This is a genomic window from Zoogloea sp., assembly GCF_017302315.1.
GTDB lineage: Bacteria > Pseudomonadota > Gammaproteobacteria > Burkholderiales > Rhodocyclaceae > Zoogloea.
In genome coordinates, this window is sequence record NZ_JAFLDT010000087.1 from 1 (window position 1) to 16,030 (window position 16,030).

Sequence of the window (16,030 nt, forward strand, 5' to 3'; positions counted from 1 at the left end):
GCCAACGACTGTGCTTGGGCTTAAGCTTTGATTAAGACACCGGGAGGAGCATGCTGTGACGCGCAGTGGGGGTGGCCGGAGGAGGAGAGGGATGCGGGTCTTGCTGGTTGAGGATGACCGAATGCTGGGCGATGGTGTCCAGGCGGGGCTGGGTGCTGCGGGTTTTACAGTGGACTGGGTGAGGGATGGCGAGTCGGCCCTGGCGGCATTGGCCAGCGAGGCTTTCGCCGCCGTGCTGCTCGACCTGGGGCTGCCGCGACGTGATGGCTTGTCGGTGCTGGCGGAATTGCGGCAAGCCGGCAATGGGGTGCCGTTGATGATTCTCACCGCACGAGATCAGATCGCCGACAAGGTGCGTGGTCTTGACCTGGGGGCGGATGACTATCTGGTCAAACCCTTTGACCTCGACGAACTGGCTGCACGCCTGCGCGCCCTGGTTCGTCGCGCCAGCGGACGGGCCGACGCCTGTCTGCGCCATGGTGACCTTGTCCTTGATCCGGCAGCCCGTACCGTGATCCAGCGCGGTGAAGCCGTCAGTCTGACCAGCCGGGAGTTCGATCTGCTGAGCGTGCTGCTTGATGCGGCGGGTCGGGTGCTGACCCGTCGGGCGCTGGAGGAACAGCTTTACGCCTGGGGCGAGGCCCTGGAGAGCAACGCCCTCGAGGTGCATGTTCACCACCTGCGCCGCAAGCTCGGTGCGGACTTGATCCGTACCGTCAGGGGGGTCGGCTACATGGTGGATGAGGTGCCTCGGTGAGCGGGTGTCAGATCTATTCCTTGCGACGGCGCTTGGTGGGCCTGTTGATTGCGGTGGTGGCACTGCTCTGGAGTCTGTCCGCCGCTGTGGCTTTTCGGACCGCCCATGGCGAGGCGGACGAGCTCTTTGACGCCCAGATGGTGCAGGTGGCCGAAACCCTGCTGGCCATTGTGGCAGCGGGGGGGCCGGGGCAGGTGGCCCACGAAATGGCCGAGCACCAGCATGACTATCAGTTACCGGTGGCATTTCAGGCCTGGCAGCGCGACGAGACAGGCGCAGGCTGGCACCTGCTGGTACGCTCGGCCGAGATGACGGATGTGCCGGCAACCCGGGAAGCGGGCTTTGACGAGCACGAGCAGCAGGGGGAACTGTGGCGCTTTTACACCGTGGACCACGATCATGGTCGATATCGGGTGATCGTGGGTCAGCAGCATGCCACCCGCTATCGTCTGGCCGGCGAAATCGCACTGCATCTGCTGCTTCCCATCCTGATCGGCCTTCCCTTGATCGCCATCGGTATCTGGGTTGTGGTGGGGCGGGCCCTGCGTCCAGTGGATGCCGTGGCCCGTGCAATGGGGGGGCTGGATGCGCGACATCTTGCACCGGTCCGTATCGACGGCCCGCTACCCGCCGAGATCGCACCACTGGTGGGTTCCCTTGACGCACTGGTGGTACGCCTGGCCGAAGCGCTCGACAATGAGCGTCGGTTCACCGCCGATGCGGCCCACGAGTTGCGCACCCCTCTTGCCGCGCTGCGGATCCAGGCCCAAGTGGCATGCCGCTCCGTCGAAAACGATGCCCGTCAACATGCCCTGGAGCAGGTCTTGTCGGGCGTTGAGCGCATGACCCATCTGGTCGAACAGCTTCTCACCCTGGCGCGCCTTGATCCGGACGCGACGCTCCCCGACGGAGAGTGCGTGGATCTCGCCGAACTCGCCCGTAGCGTCTGCTCAACCCTCGCACCCCAGGCCTTGCGCGGGGAGCAGAGCCTGTCCCTGGATGAGCGGGGTGCCATGCCGGTGACGGGCAATCACTGGTGGCTGGAAGTGCTGGTACGCAACCTGGTGGACAACGCGCTGCGCTACACGCCCTTGGGCGGCGAGGTGCACGTCCTGGTGGATGCCGTCGGGCGGCGTCTGGTGGTGTCGGACAACGGGCCGGGTATTGATCCGGTTCTGCGGGACAAGATGCTCACCCGATTCGCGCGGGGGGCCGAGGCAGATGCCGGAGGCTGTGGTCTCGGGTTGTCGATCGTGGCCCGGATTGTGACCATTCTGGGGGCTCGCCTGGATTTCGGGCAGGGGCTGCCGCGTCCGGGGGGCGGCGAGGGATTGGCGGTGGTGCTGACGTTTCCTCCCGCGATCGCGTCATCGGGGAATGAGCGGAGCCTCTAACCGAGGCCTCCGCCAGCTTCTTGCGTATCTGAGCCTGGACAGGCGCAAAAAAAGTGCGGCGCGGGAACGCCGCTGCACTGCGTCAGGTGGTCATGCCCCCTGCGATGTAGCTGGATAGCTGGTCAATGGTGGCCTGCTGCTGCTGCATCACCGACTTCACCGCATCTCCAATACTCACGATGCCAGCCAGCTTGCCCTGGGCAACCACCGGCAGGTGGCGGATGTGATTGTTGGTCATGATGGCCATGCAGTCATCAATGGTATGGCTGGGGGCGACGGTCAGAACGTTTTGGGTCATCAGGTCACCAACCCGGGTGTCTTTGGAGGCCAGGCCCTTGAGGACGACTTTGCGGGCATAGTCACGCTCCGTGAAGATACCGACCAGACGCTCGCCTTCAGTGACCAGCACGGCACTCACGTTGAATTCGGCCATCAGTTTGAGTGCTTCGAGTACGGTGGTCGTGGGGGTGACCGAATGGGTGGAGCCGCCCTTGTTCTGAAGAATCTGTTCAACCGTTGCTGCCATTGTCTCTACCCTCCTCATTGTTGTTGGCGATGGGCCGGAGGGCCTCAAGGCTCCGGCTGCTCAAGTTACATAGCTTGGATGCAAGTTGGCGCGAGCGCAAGGGGATGCGGGGCTTTTTTGCCTGCAGGCAGGCCGGTCGGGTTCATCGCGATGAGGGCATGGGCATGCCGGGCTCCCGGTCTTACGATTTGTTTGTGCTTGCTTCCGGGCGCATGGCCATGAATCGACGGCTCGACCCCGCTTCGCCCCCGGCGATGCTTGCCCAAGGCTGTGTATGGCGCACTTCTTGCGGCGAACGCGAGCCGCTCGCCACCCGGTGTTCATCAGGGCCGAGTCCGGACTGATCCGCCGGGTAATTGCAATCATTTGTCAGTGCCCGTTTTAGGTACTCCACATCACCTACCATCCCGTCGTGTGTGGTGAATGCCTTGCCCGGAGGCCCCTGGCCCATGCCATTTGGCGGTGCGGCCCGGGGCGGCAGGCGCGCTGTTTGTTGAAGAGGCTCATGGCGAGCGGTGGCCGGTTGATGGATCAGTCTGTACTCGTGGTGAAGAACGACCGGTCGGTCTGTGAGAGGCTGGCCGAGCATCTCGGCCGGTCCGGCTTCCGGGTTCGCTGGGCGACGTCGCTTGTTCAAGCCGAGGCGCTCGTGTTCGAGGCGTTCGGGCTGCTGGTGGTCGACGCGCATCTGCCGGACGGTGATGGTCTGGACTTCGGACAGCGTCTTCGTTGCTACATGGGCTGTGGTGTCATCGTGTGCGTAGGCAAGGAGGACAAGGCCTTGCACATTGCCGCCCTCCGCGGTGGCGCGGATGCCTGCCTCCGGGCACCGGTCGATCCCGATGAGTTGGAAGCCACCTTGATCAGCGTGCATCGCTGCCTGCACTCTCCCGCCCCCAATCCACTCCCCGTCCTGGTTCCGAGTCCGTGGATGCTCGACAACCGGCAACTCATGCTGCGAGCACCGAACGGAAGGAGCGTTGTCACCAATCCCCTGGAAAATCGCCTGCTGCTGACCCTTTTTTCCCATCCTGATCGGCGGGTGGACCGGATCTCCCTGGTGGCCCGGCTGGCGGAAGCGGCGCCGGGCTACACGGAGGCAAGGCTGGAGGCTCTGGTAAGCCGCCTTCGGGCCAAAGTGGTGAAGAAGTGCGGGCTCCGCTTACCCCTGGTGTCGAGCTATGGCCACGGCTATCGCTTTGACGGCTATGTTCGGCTCATGTAGTTGTCAGGATTGGTCAGCATTTTCCTTTAAGGCTTGGGATGATTAGGCTATTCGTTCGACATCATTCCATGCATATCCTTGCGGAGGTAATTCCGAATGCGTCTCGCCCTGCTGCACGCCGAGTTTGGGCGGATTGAAGCGCTCGTGAGTGCCCTGGAGGCAGAGGGGCATCATGTTCATCGATACCAGGATTCCCGTACCCTCATTCTTCAGGCCGCACGGGAGAGTTTTGACCTGTTTCTGCTGGAGTGGGGCGCCCGGGGGGCTCGCCAGGTTCTGCAGTATCTGCGGGGTGGTTCCGGCATTCACAGCTCGGTGATTTTTTTCAACTGCAGCAACAGTGAGAGCGAACTCGCCGACATCCTTGGTAGTGGCGCGGATGACTTCATCACCGGACCCGTAGGCGTGCGCGAACTTGTCGCCCGTGCCGGTGCCGTGATGCGGCGGCGCAATCCCGGTCACTATTGCCGCCTGAATGTTCTGGACGTGCCGCCGTACCGCTTCGATACGTCCGCCAAGGTGCTTCTTGTGGACGGTGTCCCGGTGGCGCTGACCGAGAAGGAATTCGAACTGGCGGTGTTCCTCTTCCGGAATCTGGGACGCACCCTGTCCCGCGGGCATCTTCTCGAGGCGGTCTGGGGAAGTGCGCTACTCGCGGTATCCCGGACCGTGGACACCCACATCAGCCGGATCCGCAGAAAGCTCGGTCTGCGACCCGAGGTCGGGTTCCGTCTGAGCGCTGCCTATGGCAACGGCTATCGTCTTGAGCGGGTTGTCGAAGACTGGCGTGTCGGACACCCATCGAACGGGTCGGGCGTTGCCCGCCCGGGTGAGCGTGCGCCGGCGGTCAAGGGGCGACTCGGGGGCGCTGTGCGGGCGTCGTGATCTTCCCGTGCGTGATTGATTCCGCACAGTCGGCGATTTTCTCCATTGTCGCGATCAGATTTGCCCGCATGCGTGAATTAGTCAGCATAGGGCGCTCCTCTTGCCTTCTAAGCTTCGGGCATCAAAGTTTGTTGCAGGGAGCCCGATCATGGATGCCTATCTGTTTGCTGCGCTCGGCCTTCTGGCCGTCGGGATTATTGTCTGGCAAGCGTGGCGGGAGCGCGCTGTGGAACGCAGGCGGATTCCGGCCGACTGGCAGGCGTCCATTGAGCGAATGGAGCGCGAGCAGTCCCAGGGACACCACCGCAAGGTCCGCGAAGCTGTCCTGCAGGCTTGCCTGCGGCTTGCGCGCTATCCGAAGAAGTCCACCCTAGCCCCCCATGTTCGGGTGCGTCTGGCGGCCCTGTTGTCGCGCGATCCTGTCTACCCGAGCGTCGTTCGGGCGATCCGGGCGGCCTGCGCCTCCGGTGCGGAGGTCAGTGAGACATGCCTGTGCGTGAGCAGCGAATATCTGCTTGAAGACATCCGTCAGTGCATGGCGCTTGCCGAGCACTTCGGTCAGATTAAGCGCCATGCGCGCGGCGGGGATCTGATGGTCGCTGCGAGCTTTCACCCCTCCGTCTGAGCGTTCCTGAACAAAGGGATGGCACGGCCCGAGTTCGCGCCTGCGATGCGCACCGTGTGCGTGTAAGGCGGTGCGTCTCTGGGCGAACTCGAGCCACTGGTCAGGATTTCTTCAGGGCTGAGCCCATGGCCTTTCGGCGCACGGGCGCCAATTTCAGATTTCCAGATTGTCGATGAGACGGGTGCTGCCCAGCTTGGCCGCGCCCAGCACCACGAGCGGGGCGTCACCCACGGGGGCCTGCAGATCGCAGCGCTGACGGATGGCGATGTAATCCGGCTGCCAGCCATGGGCGGCCAAGTCTGCCACGGCCTCCGTTTCAAGTTTCAGGAAGTTGCGGTCTCCCGCGGCGATCCTGTTCCTGATGTGTGTAAGCAGGCGGCTCAGGCGGGGGGCTTCAGCACGCTCCTCCACACTCAGATAGCCATTGCGTGAGGAGAGGGCCAGTCCGTCATCTGCCCGGATTGTTTCGCCCGGTATCACCTCGATAGGCAGGGCCAGTTCCCGCACCATGTTCGTCAGTACCATGAGCTGTTGGTAGTCCTTCTTGCCGAACAGGGCCACGTCCGGTCCGACAATGTTGAAGAGCTTCAGCACTACCGTGGCGACGCCACCGAAATGGCCCGGGCGGACAGCGCCTTCCAGGATGTTCACGTGGGCCTGATCCGGCTCCACGTGGTAGCGCTGGGGGCTTGGGTACATTTCCCTTTCATCCGGAGCAAACAGCATGTCCACCCCGGCATCCCTCAGCCGGGCGCAGTCGTTTTCGAAGGTGCGCGGGTATTTGTCGAAGTCTTCCTTCGGCCCGAACTGCAGACGATTGACGAAGATGCTTGCCACGACCACATCCGCATGGGTGCGGGCCTGACGCATCAGGGCAATGTGGCCGTCGTGGAGGTTGCCCATGGTGGGCACGAAGGCGACGCGCCCTGCACCCTTGAGGGCGGCACGCAAGTCGGCAATGCGGGGATGGATCTGCATGGTGCGGGTCTCAGTAGCAGTGTTCGGGGCCAGGGAAGCGGCCTTCCCGTACATCGGCGACATAACGGGTGACGGCGTCATCGATGCTGCTGGCGCCTTCCATGAAGTTCCTGGCGAAACGTGGGCGCTTTCCGGGGAAAACGCCGATCAGGTCATGCAGAACCAGCACCTGGCCATGGCAGTCCACTCCGGCACCGATGCCGATGGTGGCCATGGAGGAGAGGCTGGCGGTGACGTCGGCGGCCAGTGCGGCGGGCACCATTTCAATCACAACCAGTGCTGCACCCGCCTGTTCCAGGGCCAGGGCATCGCTCTTCAGGATAGCGGCTCCTGCATCGCTGCGCCCCTGGACGCGGTAGCCGCCCAGCTGGTGAACGGACTGGGGGGTGAGGCCGATGTGGGCGCACACGGGCACGCCGCGTTCAACCAGGAAACGAACCGTCTCGGCCATGAAGGCGCCGCCCTCAAGTTTCACCATCTGGGCGCCGGCGGCCATCAGCCGGGCCGCATTGCGCATGGCCTGGGCCGGACTTTCGGCATAGCTGCCGAAGGGCATGTCGGCGACGATCAGCGGGCGGCTACTACCCCGGGCGACGCACTCGGTGTGATACACCATGTGCTCCATGCTGACGGGCAGGGTGGTCTTCTGGCCTTGCAGTACGTTACCCAGGGAGTCGCCCACCAGGATGACGTCCACGCCGCAGCGCTCCAGCAAGGCGGCAAAGCTGGCGTCGTAACCGGTGAGCATGACGATCTTGCGATCCTCGGCGCGCATCTTGCCGAGCTCGAACAGGGTGACGGGTTTGTTGTTTTCTTGCAGATAACTCATTGCTGTTCCTCCTCGCGGCGGCAGTTAACCCCATTCCTGTGCGTGGCACAAGGGGACTTCGACGGCGGAAACGGAAAGGCTTCCGGGTGGTGGCGGATCTACGGACCCGCTTCGGCCCTTGTGGGGAAATCGGGCTGCGCGGCAGCGTTAGTCACACGCTCTCAGCCGGCGTAGCCGAAGAACTCCCGATAGCTGCGCATGGCGTGAAGCCGGGAAAAGAGCAGCTCGAAGTCTTCTTCCTTGTCCACCGGGTTGAGAGACTCGGCATTGACGATGAAGAGGGGCGCTGCATCGTAGTGGTGGAAAAAGGTGGCATAGCGTTCGGCGACCCGCTGGAGGTAAGGTTCGCTGATCTTGCGCTCCGATTCGACGCCACGCTTGCGCACGCGATCAATGAGAATGTCGGGCTGGGCCTGCAGGTAGATCACGAGATCGGGTTTGCGCACGCTGGGCTTCAGGCGCTCGTAAAGCTGGCGGTAGAGCTTGAGTTCGTCCTCGGCCAGATTCAGTTCGGCAAACAGTGGGTCCTTGTCGATCAGGAAGTCGGAGACCAGGCGCCGATGCGGGTCGTGGGGGCAAGCAGCCAGTTGTTCGCTGCGCTGGAACAGGAAGGCGATCTGGGTAGGCAGCCCCCAGCGCTCCATGTTCTGGTAGAAGCGCCCGAGGAAGGGGTTGGCCGCCGGGTTCTCGAGCAGGGTGTCGCCGTTGAGGCGCTCGGCCAGGCGCCGGGCAAGGGTGGTCTTGCCCGCACCGATAGGGCCTTCCACAACGATGTAGCGCGCTTTGTCGAGCATGGGGTGACTCCGCCTTTCAAGCGCGGAAGATGAAGTAAACGGCGCCTAGGATACACAGGGCAGCCCACAGATAGTCAAGCTTCAGAGGTTGCTGCATGTAGAGCACGGCGAAGGGCACGAACACCACAAGGGTGATGGCCTCCTGCATGATCTTGAGCTGGGCCAGATCGAGTTCCTGGGCGCCGATACGGTTTGCCGGCACCTGCAGCAGGTACTCGAACAGGGCGATGCCCCATGACACCAGGGCCGCGATGTACCAGGGCGCGGTGGACAGGTTTTTCAGGTGCCCGTACCACGCGAAGGTCATGAACACGTTGGATGCCGCCAGCAGCAGGGTGGTCTGGACCCAGATCGGCATTACAGCGGCTCGAAGAGGGAAATGTCCTGGTCGGCGACGGAGGGGAGATGATCCCGGGCGGGGCCGAGACCGGGCAGGACCAGCCCTGCGTCGATCTCCAGCAAGGGCCGCAGTACGAAGGCGCGCTGGTGCAGGCGCGGGTGGGGCAGGGTCAGCTCACTGCCGTGCAGCACCGCGTTGCCGTGGAGCAGCAGGTCGAGATCGAGGGTGCGAGGGGCGTTGGGTATGCTCCGCACACGGCCGTGACGCGCCTCGATGGCCAGCAACTGGTGCAGCAATTCGAGGGGCGCGAGCAGGGTGTCGACGGCAACCACGGCATTGATGAAGTCGGGCTGATTGAGGAGCCCGACCGGGGCGCTTCGGTAGAGGGAGGAGCGTGCCACCACCCGGGTGCCGGGCAGCGCAGCCAGGTCAACCACTGCGGCCCGCAGGTGCTTCACGGGTTCGCCGATGTTCGCGCCCAGCGCCACAAAGGCGCGCGCACAGGAAGATCCGGCGGTCATTCGCCGACGGGGGCTGTGGCTGCTCCGGCGGGCTTGCGTCGGCGGCGGCGCTTCCTGACCGTACCGCTCTTGTCCGGCACCAGCATGCCTTCACGGGCCTCCGGATGGGCGTCGGCGAACGCTTCCCACCAATCGGGCAGCTCCATCGGCAGCTCGCCGGATTGGGCGCGGAGACGCAGGAAGTCCCAGCCCGCACGGTAGCGGGGCTGTTCCAGCAGGCGATAGGGGGTCTTGCCCGCCCGCTTCTCGAAGCGCGGCTGCAGGGCCCAGATCTCCTTGATGTCCCCGGCGATGCGGCGGGTGATGGCGAGCTTGCCCGACTGCCGGTCGAGCACCGAATCCATGGCCTCGAACAGGGCCGGCTGTGAATGTTCGCCGTTAGCCTTGCGGGCCTCCCAGTCGGCAAGCACTTCGTGCCACAGCAGCGTGGCAAACAGGAAGCCGGGGGACACGGGCTTGCCCTGACGCACACGCTCGTCGGTGTTCTCGAGGGACAGCCAGACGAAGCGTTCGCCCATGGGTTGTTCGAGGATCACGTCAAGCAGGGGGAGCAGGCCATGGTGCAGGCCTTCTTCACGCAGCTGGCGCAGGCATTTCACCGCGTGACCCGACATCAGCAGCTTGAGCATCTCGTCGAAGAGCCGTGCCGGCGGAACATTCTCAAGGAGTTCGGCCATCTCGCGGATCGGCCCGCGGGCCGCCGGGTCGATGGCCAGGCCGAGCTTGGCACCGAGGCGGGCAGCACGCAGCATGCGCACCGGGTCTTCGCGGTAGCGTACCCGTGGGTCGCCGATCATGCGCAGGGTCTTCTGCTGCAGGTCGGCCACGCCGTGGTGGTAGTCGATGATGGTTTCATCGGTGGGGTTGTAGTACAGGGCGTTGACCGTGAAGTCGCGGCGGGTGGCGTCTTCAGCCATGGAGCCGAACACGTTGTCACGCAGCACGCGGCCGTGCTCGTCGGTTTCGGTGGCTTCGGCGTCCTGCATGGCACGGAAGGTGGAGACCTCGATGGTCTCGGCACCACTCATCACATGCACGATCTTGAAGCGCCGGCCGATGATGCGCGAGCGGCGGAAGAGGGCGCGAACCTCTTCGGGCGTGGCGCTGGTGGCGACGTCGAAATCCTTCGGGGTCTGGCCGACAATGATGTCACGAACGGCGCCACCGACCACGAAGGCCTTGTGGCCGGCTTCCTGCAGCGTGGTGCAGACCTTGTTGGCGGCAGGTGAAATCTGGTCCCGGCGTACGCCATGGCGGGCCACCGGAATCACTGCGGGTTCGGGAGGGGTGTTGGCGGGTGCGGCGCGGCGGAATACACGGCGCAGCAGTTTGCGGATCATTGGTGGGGTGTTCTTTGTTTTTTGATCAAGTCGCGCATGATAACCCATGGAGAGGCAGGGTTTGGCCCCTTGCGCTGCCCTTCAGGGAGTCCGGACGGTAAGATTGGGCCTGGTATTCACCTGTTTTACGGACTTCATCGATGCCCCGCTTTTCAGCCAACCTGTCTTTCCTGTTTCTTGACCGGCCGTTCCTTGATCGATTTGCCGCGGCCGCCGCCTGTGGCTTCAAGGGGGTGGAGTTCCATTTTCCGTACGCTTTCCCCATGGACGAGGTGGCTGATGCAGCCCGCCGGGCCGGGGTGGAGGCGGTGCTGTTCAACTTGCCGGCGGGTGACTGGGGGGCCGGCGAACGGGGCATTGCCTGTCTGCCCGCCCGGGTGACCGAGTTCCGTCGTGGAGTGGAACAGGCCATGGTGTGGGCCGAGGCACTGGGCTGTGTGCGGGTGAACTGCCTGGCGGGGCTGCGTCCGGACGGTATTTCCGAAGCGGTCCTGCGTGACACCTTGATCGGCAATCTGCGTTTCGCTGCCGACAGCTTCGGGTCAGCGGGGCGGCAGGTGCTGCTTGAACCCCTCAACAGCCGCGACACCCCCGGTTTCCTGGTGGACCGCAGCGCCTTGGCCCTTTCCATCCTGGCGGATGCTGCGCGCCCCAATCTCTTCCTGCAGTACGACATCTTTCATGCCCAGGTGATGGAGGGCGAGCTGGCCCTGACCCTGATGAGGCATCTGCCACGGATCGGTCATGTGCAATTTGCCGACAACCCGGGACGTCATGAGCCGGGCACGGGGGAAATCAACTTTTCCTTCCTGCTCCGGCACCTGGACACCATCGGCTATCAGGCTTGGGTGGGGGCGGAGTATGTGCCCTCGGGCTTGACGGAGGCTTCTCTGGGCTGGATGCAGGGCTGACGCCGCCGGGGGAAGGCCCCGGCACACGCCGTGTTGTACATACCTACCAGTTGGTTGATATTCTCCGGAACCAATCCTGGTTTGATGACCCGCTTTAGACGGGCACACGGAGACCTGTAATGACACGACCGTTCCGCCACATCCTGTTGACCCTGGGCCTCGCTGCAGGTGTTCTCGCCTTTCTGCCAACCGCATATGCCGCCACCCCTGAACCGGACGATGCCATGGCATTGCGGGGGGTGACGGAAGGCAAGGGCGTCTTTCTGCTCGATTTCAGCAACCCCCGCAAGACAGCCTTCTATCTGAGCATCATCAAGCAGACGCACCAAGGCCTCCGCAGACAGGGGGTCAAGCCTGATCTGATCCTGGTGTACATCGGTGAAACGGTGCGCTACCTGTCTTCGAGTCCCGATCCGAAACTGCTGGTCGAGCACGAGGATGCCCTTGAGGCAGTGGCTATCCTGGTCAAGGAGTTGGCCGGCATGGGGGTCCGCCAGGAGGTGTGTGCGATCGCAACGCAGGTCATGGGCGTGAATAACGCCTCCCTGCATGAGGGTCTGACCGTCGTGGCCGACGGCTTCATCTCCCTGATCGGCTATCAGACCCAGGGCTACAGGCTCGTACCCATCTTCTGACCTGCCGGGGCTTCCGTCAGAGCAAGTACCTGCTCGAAGCCTTGCAGCACATCCTCTCGGGAGCCCAGTGCCCTGCCGATCAGGTTGCCACCTTCGAGTGTGGACAGGAGCAGTCTGGCCAGGGCCTCGCTACCGCTCGTCCAGTGCAACTGGCCGTCGGTGATGCCCTTTTCCAGCACGCGGGTAAGCCAGTCCAGGTGTAGCCGGAAGTAGGCGGCAGTCCGTTCGTGCAGGCTGGGCGGCAGGGCCGCGAGCTCGGCCGAGAGCGCGCCGCACAGGGGCCGCAGGCTGGCCTCGAAGCCATCCAGGAAGAGCATCGCGTAATGGCGCAGTTGATCAGCCACGAGCGTGTGTTCGGCCTCGATTCCCTTCAGGGCCTCGGCAAACCGGGCTTGGGCCAGATCCACGACCTCTTCGGCAAGGCGCTGCTTGGTGGGAAAGTGGTAGTGGATGCTCGCCTTGGTGATCCCGATCTTCTCGGTCAGATGGGCATACGAGAACGCCGAGTAGCCGCCCCGGCGGATCAGGTTTTCGGCTTCGACCAGCAATTGGTCGCGGGTAGGGATCGTCATAAGGGCAAGGCTATCACCTCTGCCCGCGCCGGAGAACCCGTGGAGGCGCCCGCCGGGCGGGGCTGGCTCAGTTGCTGTGCTGGAGTGAGCTGGCTTCTGCGGCTGGAAACAGATGCCCGACAGAACGCCTGTACTCGGCCCCGGACACAGGGGTGTCCCGATACGCATCGGGCAGGGGCCGGGACAGGGTTTCGTTCATGTCGAGGCCTTCGGCTGCGGACTCATGCAGCCTGTTGTCGAGCCAGGTGAGCCAGTCCCGGGTCCATGCGATGGGGAGGGCATCCCGGGCGATTGGTCCGTGACCGGGGACAAGCACCCGGACCCGGTGCTCTTTCATGAACCCGTCGAGGGCTCGGAGGGCGTCCTTCCATTGAGCAATATCGGCGTGGGGGGTGGTGGGCGCGCGTTGGTTGAAGACTAGGTCTCCAGCGAAGAGGGTCGCGCTCTCCTCGTCAAAGACGACCAGATCGGCGTCCGTATGCCCTTTCAGGGCGAGGAGTAGCAGCGACCGTCCGCCTGCCTTCAAGGGGCCCGCCAGAAGCACTTGGTCCGGCGCCTTGACCTCGGTGCCGGACATCCAGTCACCGGTCATGCGAAACAGGTTCTCGGCAAATGCATTTCCCTCGCTGGCGATGCCCTTGCCGGTTTCTGCCAGAGCGCCGATGGGCGTACCGGCGAACGCCTGATTGCCCAGGAAGTGATCCGGATGGTGGTGGGTATTGATGACCAGCGCGATCGGCTTCGGCGTGATTCGGGCGATGGCGGCGCGCATCTGCTCGCCGTATCGTCGGGATGGCCCCGTGTCGATGACGACGACCCCTTCGGTACCGACGATGAAGCCCGTATTGACGATGTTCCCGCCATTGGAGGGATTGAACATCTTCGTGGCAGGGTTTTTTGCTATGTTCTTTCTCATTGTGGCACTTTTATTCTTGACACTTCTTGTCGTGACATTTATCGGTTATGCACTTTTCTTATTCACATTTTTCTTTCTCGCATTTCACTTTATGAGTTTTGTCTTCATGACAAGCTTTCCCTGCTACTCCTTCTTTGTGTTATTTAGCATCATGGCACTTTTCTTATTGGCACTTCTTATCGTGGCATTTATCAGTTATGCATTTTTATTCCTCACATTTTTCCTTTTCACACTTTCCTTTATGAGTTTTATCTTCGTGGCATGGCTTATGCTACTTTGCACCAGTTTCAACTTTATGTGATTTTTCAGTATGGCACTTTTCTTATTGGCATTTTTTGTCATGGCACTTATCAGTCTTACATTTCTATTACTCACACTTGTCTTTCTCACATTTTTCTTTGTGTGCTTTGTCTTGATGACAGGGTTTCTCAGACTTTCCTTCTTTATGTTGTTTATCATCGTGGCACTTCTCCTATTGACATTTTTTGTCGTGACATTTGTCGGTTTTGCATTTTTGTTCCTAACAAACATCCTTTTCACATTTTTGTTTGTGAGCTGTTTCTTCGTGACAAGTTTTTTATTTTTGCTCTGCTTGCATATTTATATGTAATTAGTATACATAAACAGATAGGAATCTCTTTTTAAATTGTTCCGATGAAACTTCAATAAATTCGTTCCGTTAGTTCCAATTCTTTCATATTTACTTATCAAGGCTAAATTTCAATTTTCGTCACTTTGTAACGCCAAAAAAACAAATAAAGTAGGTTTTCTACAATGTATAATTAAATGATAATTGCCCCAAATTTGCACGAAAAAGAGAATTCATTAATAATAGTAAATAAAACTACTAAATTTAAATGTTTTTTACCAATCAATGTTTTTCCTATTTTTTTTAATGAGTATGTTGTTAATGCCCTTTGACTGCAATAGCATCGATTTCTACTAAGCTTCCTTTGGGAAGGGCTTGGACAGCATAGCACATTCTTGCGGGGTAGTGTCCTTTTTCGAAATAAGAGCCGTAGACTTAGTTGACTTTGGGGAAGACACTCATATCCTAAATAAAACAATATAGTTACAGTCAATAAAACTGTAGTTTTTGTGACTGAGTTTAAAGTGCAGCCAGCTCCTTCGAGAGCTTTGGAAAGATTCTTCATGACCTGATGGGTTTGGCCTTCAATATCCTTGGCATCGATTTAATTAGTTTAAGGATTAATAGGAATCTGTCCAGAAACGAATACGAGGTTGCCAGTGGTAGTGACTGGGGTGTAGGGACCAATAGCCTTGGGGATTCCTTCAGGAAATACTCGATTGACTGACATAGATAGTTAAAATGTTTAAATAGGATAGAAGTAGATTTGTAAAATGATATTTTATTTTAATAAAATAATGGACTAAATTAATGCCTGTATAAAATAAATGCACAAAATATTCTTGGGTTCAGTTATAATTAGCTATTATTTGCCCAGCAAGCACATCCGTCATGCAGCCAAATACAGCATAGTACGATAAGCTATCACGGCAAATAGTGAGGAATCCTCCCCACGATGTGCACGATGTTGCCCTCACACATTTCCACCGAATTAGGCTCCTCCACAACGTGCCCGATTTCGTCATCTAGCAAACCATCAACCTGGGGCAAATTAACCGCGATATCGAACTCTATGTTAAAAAATACTGTGAGGTCTCTGAGGAAGCAGTGTCGATGTTTGTTAATGTTTATAATCGGTATCTCTTATACTCGCTATAAAATCTTGAAAACATTTATGACTAATATATCCTTATTCTTATGTTCAAAAGCCACGCTCAGGTTCTCAATAATGTTTTAAACTATTTCTCATCGCCCCGAAAATTCATAAATGAATACATTTTATTCAAATGGAAAGTGAGTGTTAAATTTGGGAATGTTTTTGACGATCTGCCAAATTAAATTGTTAAATATAGGGACCTGATTGAATTTAGCAACTTCTTCCAAATCGTAGAGGGGCTATTTATGTTTCCAGACCTTTACTTTTTTGGTGATTTAAAAAATCAACTGTTTTAATCGATTGAGTATAAAATTCAGAATTTTTACAACAAGCCCGATGGGTAATCCTATGGGATCGAAGTGTAGAAGCTCAAGGATATGGTTGCAAAGATAATACGTAAATGTGCAATAATGTAGACAATGTGAAATAAAATGTGGCAGATCACAATTTCTTTAATGACTTTTTGGACTGCCTGCTCCGAAAACCTACTTTCATGCACAACATCATCAACATTTTGAAGAGATACGGCCACGATTCTTACATTATGAGTTTTATTGAGGCCTTCATTATGAAGGGCCATCTCAGATACGCGATTGTTATGTCCCATTACTGCTTATTGTTTTTCTCAACCTCTTTAAGCAACCTCAAGATCGATGAGCTGATCGATAAGCACCCCGATTTTGCCATAGACTGGGCCGATCAGCTGGTAGAGGCCATCCGGTTGAAGACAAACGAGGCCAATTATATGAACGATGAGCCATTGACATTTTTGATATTCAACAAGCTGCTACTGCACTATAATTTCGGATTCGAGCAGAATTTTGTGAATCTTATCTATAATCTGAACTACGAAAGTTCTGCCAGGAAATTCTCCAACAACGACCAAATCAAAGAATCCATTTAGCTCCTATTCTACAAGAACATTAACGACCACAATGTTGGCAGCCTATTGAATGAACTCTTTGCTGCTAACGACTAATTGATACTCTGATTTGATTATCCCATTAATTACATAATACTCATTCAATTTATAATCA

18 protein-coding genes are annotated in these 16,030 nt (G+C 58.8%); 8 read left to right on the forward strand and 10 right to left on the reverse strand.

The window, feature by feature from the left end; genetic code table 11:
• Window positions 1–91 precede the first annotated feature (91 nt).
• Complete coding sequence (locus tag J0L98_RS18350; protein ID WP_296413357.1) at window positions 92–757, forward strand: response regulator; 666 nt, start codon at window positions 92–94, stop codon at window positions 755–757.
• The gene (locus J0L98_RS18355) at window positions 754–2,151 is read left to right on the forward strand and encodes an ATP-binding protein (protein WP_296413358.1); all 1,398 of its coding nucleotides are present in this window, start codon (window positions 754–756) and stop codon (window positions 2,149–2,151) included. The genes J0L98_RS18350 and J0L98_RS18355 overlap by 4 nt, the downstream gene beginning before the upstream one ends.
• A gap of 82 nt (window positions 2,152–2,233) precedes the next feature.
• On the opposite strand, the gene J0L98_RS18360 is transcribed toward J0L98_RS18355, so the two are convergent.
• Window positions 2,234–2,677 (reverse strand): CBS domain-containing protein, encoded by a 444-nt coding sequence (locus tag J0L98_RS18360; RefSeq protein ID WP_296403932.1) that lies wholly within the window; start codon window positions 2,675–2,677, stop codon window positions 2,234–2,236.
• Between the two features lie 526 nt (window positions 2,678–3,203).
• Between J0L98_RS18360 and J0L98_RS18365 the strand changes: the two genes are divergently transcribed.
• The 3 genes from J0L98_RS18365 to J0L98_RS18375 all read left to right on the forward strand — a co-directional run bounded on the left by J0L98_RS18365 (window position 3,204) and on the right by J0L98_RS18375 (window position 5,412).
• Entirely contained in the window at window positions 3,204–3,902 is a 699-nt protein-coding gene (locus tag J0L98_RS18365) for a response regulator transcription factor (RefSeq protein ID WP_296413359.1), read from the forward strand.
• Window positions 3,903–3,998: 96 nt separating this feature from the next.
• Complete coding sequence (locus J0L98_RS18370) at window positions 3,999–4,787, forward strand: response regulator transcription factor (RefSeq protein WP_296413360.1); 789 nt, start codon at window positions 3,999–4,001, stop codon at window positions 4,785–4,787.
• A gap of 148 nt (window positions 4,788–4,935) precedes the next feature.
• Window positions 4,936–5,412 carry a hypothetical protein gene (locus J0L98_RS18375; protein WP_296413361.1) on the forward strand — a complete coding sequence of 159 codons (477 nt, stop codon included), beginning with the start codon at window positions 4,936–4,938 and terminating at the stop codon, window positions 5,410–5,412.
• 153 nt (window positions 5,413–5,565) lie between these two features.
• On the opposite strand, the gene panC is transcribed toward J0L98_RS18375, so the two are convergent.
• From panC to pcnB, 6 genes are all read right to left on the reverse strand, one after another.
• The gene (panC, locus tag J0L98_RS18380; RefSeq protein ID WP_296413362.1) at window positions 5,566–6,390 is read right to left on the reverse strand and encodes a pantoate--beta-alanine ligase; all 825 of its coding nucleotides are present in this window, start codon (window positions 6,388–6,390) and stop codon (window positions 5,566–5,568) included.
• A 10-nt stretch (window positions 6,391–6,400) separates the two neighbouring features.
• On the reverse strand, window positions 6,401–7,219 hold the full coding sequence (gene panB / locus J0L98_RS18385) for a 3-methyl-2-oxobutanoate hydroxymethyltransferase (protein WP_296413364.1): 819 nt from the start codon (window positions 7,217–7,219) through the stop codon (window positions 6,401–6,403).
• Window positions 7,220–7,380: 161 nt separating this feature from the next.
• Window positions 7,381–8,013, reverse strand: coding sequence for a deoxynucleoside kinase (locus J0L98_RS18390; RefSeq protein ID WP_296403918.1), 633 nt, complete (start codon window positions 8,011–8,013; stop codon window positions 7,381–7,383).
• Window positions 8,014–8,029: 16 nt separating this feature from the next.
• Window positions 8,030–8,371, reverse strand: a complete 342-nt coding sequence (locus J0L98_RS18395; protein ID WP_296413365.1) for a DMT family protein — start codon at window positions 8,369–8,371, stop codon at window positions 8,030–8,032.
• Window positions 8,371–8,874, reverse strand: coding sequence for a 2-amino-4-hydroxy-6-hydroxymethyldihydropteridine diphosphokinase (gene folK / locus J0L98_RS18400; RefSeq protein ID WP_296413366.1), 504 nt, complete (start codon window positions 8,872–8,874; stop codon window positions 8,371–8,373). Before folK ends, J0L98_RS18395 begins: the two co-directional genes overlap by 1 nt.
• Window positions 8,871–10,214 (reverse strand): polynucleotide adenylyltransferase PcnB, encoded by a 1,344-nt coding sequence (pcnB, locus tag J0L98_RS18405; RefSeq protein ID WP_296413367.1) that lies wholly within the window; start codon window positions 10,212–10,214, stop codon window positions 8,871–8,873. Before pcnB ends, folK begins: the two co-directional genes overlap by 4 nt.
• 140 nt (window positions 10,215–10,354) lie before the next feature.
• Here pcnB and otnI point away from each other — a divergent pair, with 140 nt between their 5' ends.
• Together otnI and J0L98_RS18415 are read left to right on the forward strand one after the other, a co-directional pair.
• Window positions 10,355–11,125, forward strand: coding sequence for a 2-oxo-tetronate isomerase (otnI, locus tag J0L98_RS18410; RefSeq protein ID WP_296413368.1), 771 nt, complete (start codon window positions 10,355–10,357; stop codon window positions 11,123–11,125).
• 119 nt (window positions 11,126–11,244) lie between these two features.
• The gene (locus J0L98_RS18415; protein WP_296413370.1) at window positions 11,245–11,760 is read left to right on the forward strand and encodes a DsrE family protein; all 516 of its coding nucleotides are present in this window, start codon (window positions 11,245–11,247) and stop codon (window positions 11,758–11,760) included.
• On the opposite strand, the gene J0L98_RS18420 is transcribed toward J0L98_RS18415, so the two are convergent.
• The 3 genes from J0L98_RS18420 to J0L98_RS21660 all read right to left on the reverse strand — a co-directional run bounded on the left by J0L98_RS18420 (window position 11,736) and on the right by J0L98_RS21660 (window position 14,230).
• A complete protein-coding gene (locus J0L98_RS18420; protein WP_296413371.1) occupies window positions 11,736–12,332 on the reverse strand; it encodes a TetR/AcrR family transcriptional regulator in 597 nt (198 codons plus the stop codon). The two genes, J0L98_RS18415 and J0L98_RS18420, sit on opposite strands and share 25 nt — an antisense overlap.
• Before the next feature lie 67 nt (window positions 12,333–12,399).
• Complete coding sequence (locus J0L98_RS18425; RefSeq protein ID WP_296413373.1) at window positions 12,400–13,212, reverse strand: quinoprotein relay system zinc metallohydrolase 1; 813 nt, start codon at window positions 13,210–13,212, stop codon at window positions 12,400–12,402.
• Between the two features lie 943 nt (window positions 13,213–14,155).
• Window positions 14,156–14,230, reverse strand: a complete 75-nt coding sequence (locus tag J0L98_RS21660) for a hypothetical protein (protein WP_365955075.1) — start codon at window positions 14,228–14,230, stop codon at window positions 14,156–14,158.
• 1,256 nt (window positions 14,231–15,486) lie between these two features.
• Here J0L98_RS21660 and J0L98_RS18430 point away from each other — a divergent pair.
• On the forward strand, window positions 15,487–15,897 hold the full coding sequence (locus tag J0L98_RS18430; protein WP_296413375.1) for a hypothetical protein: 411 nt from the start codon (window positions 15,487–15,489) through the stop codon (window positions 15,895–15,897).
• Window positions 15,898–16,030: the final 133 nt, after the last annotated feature.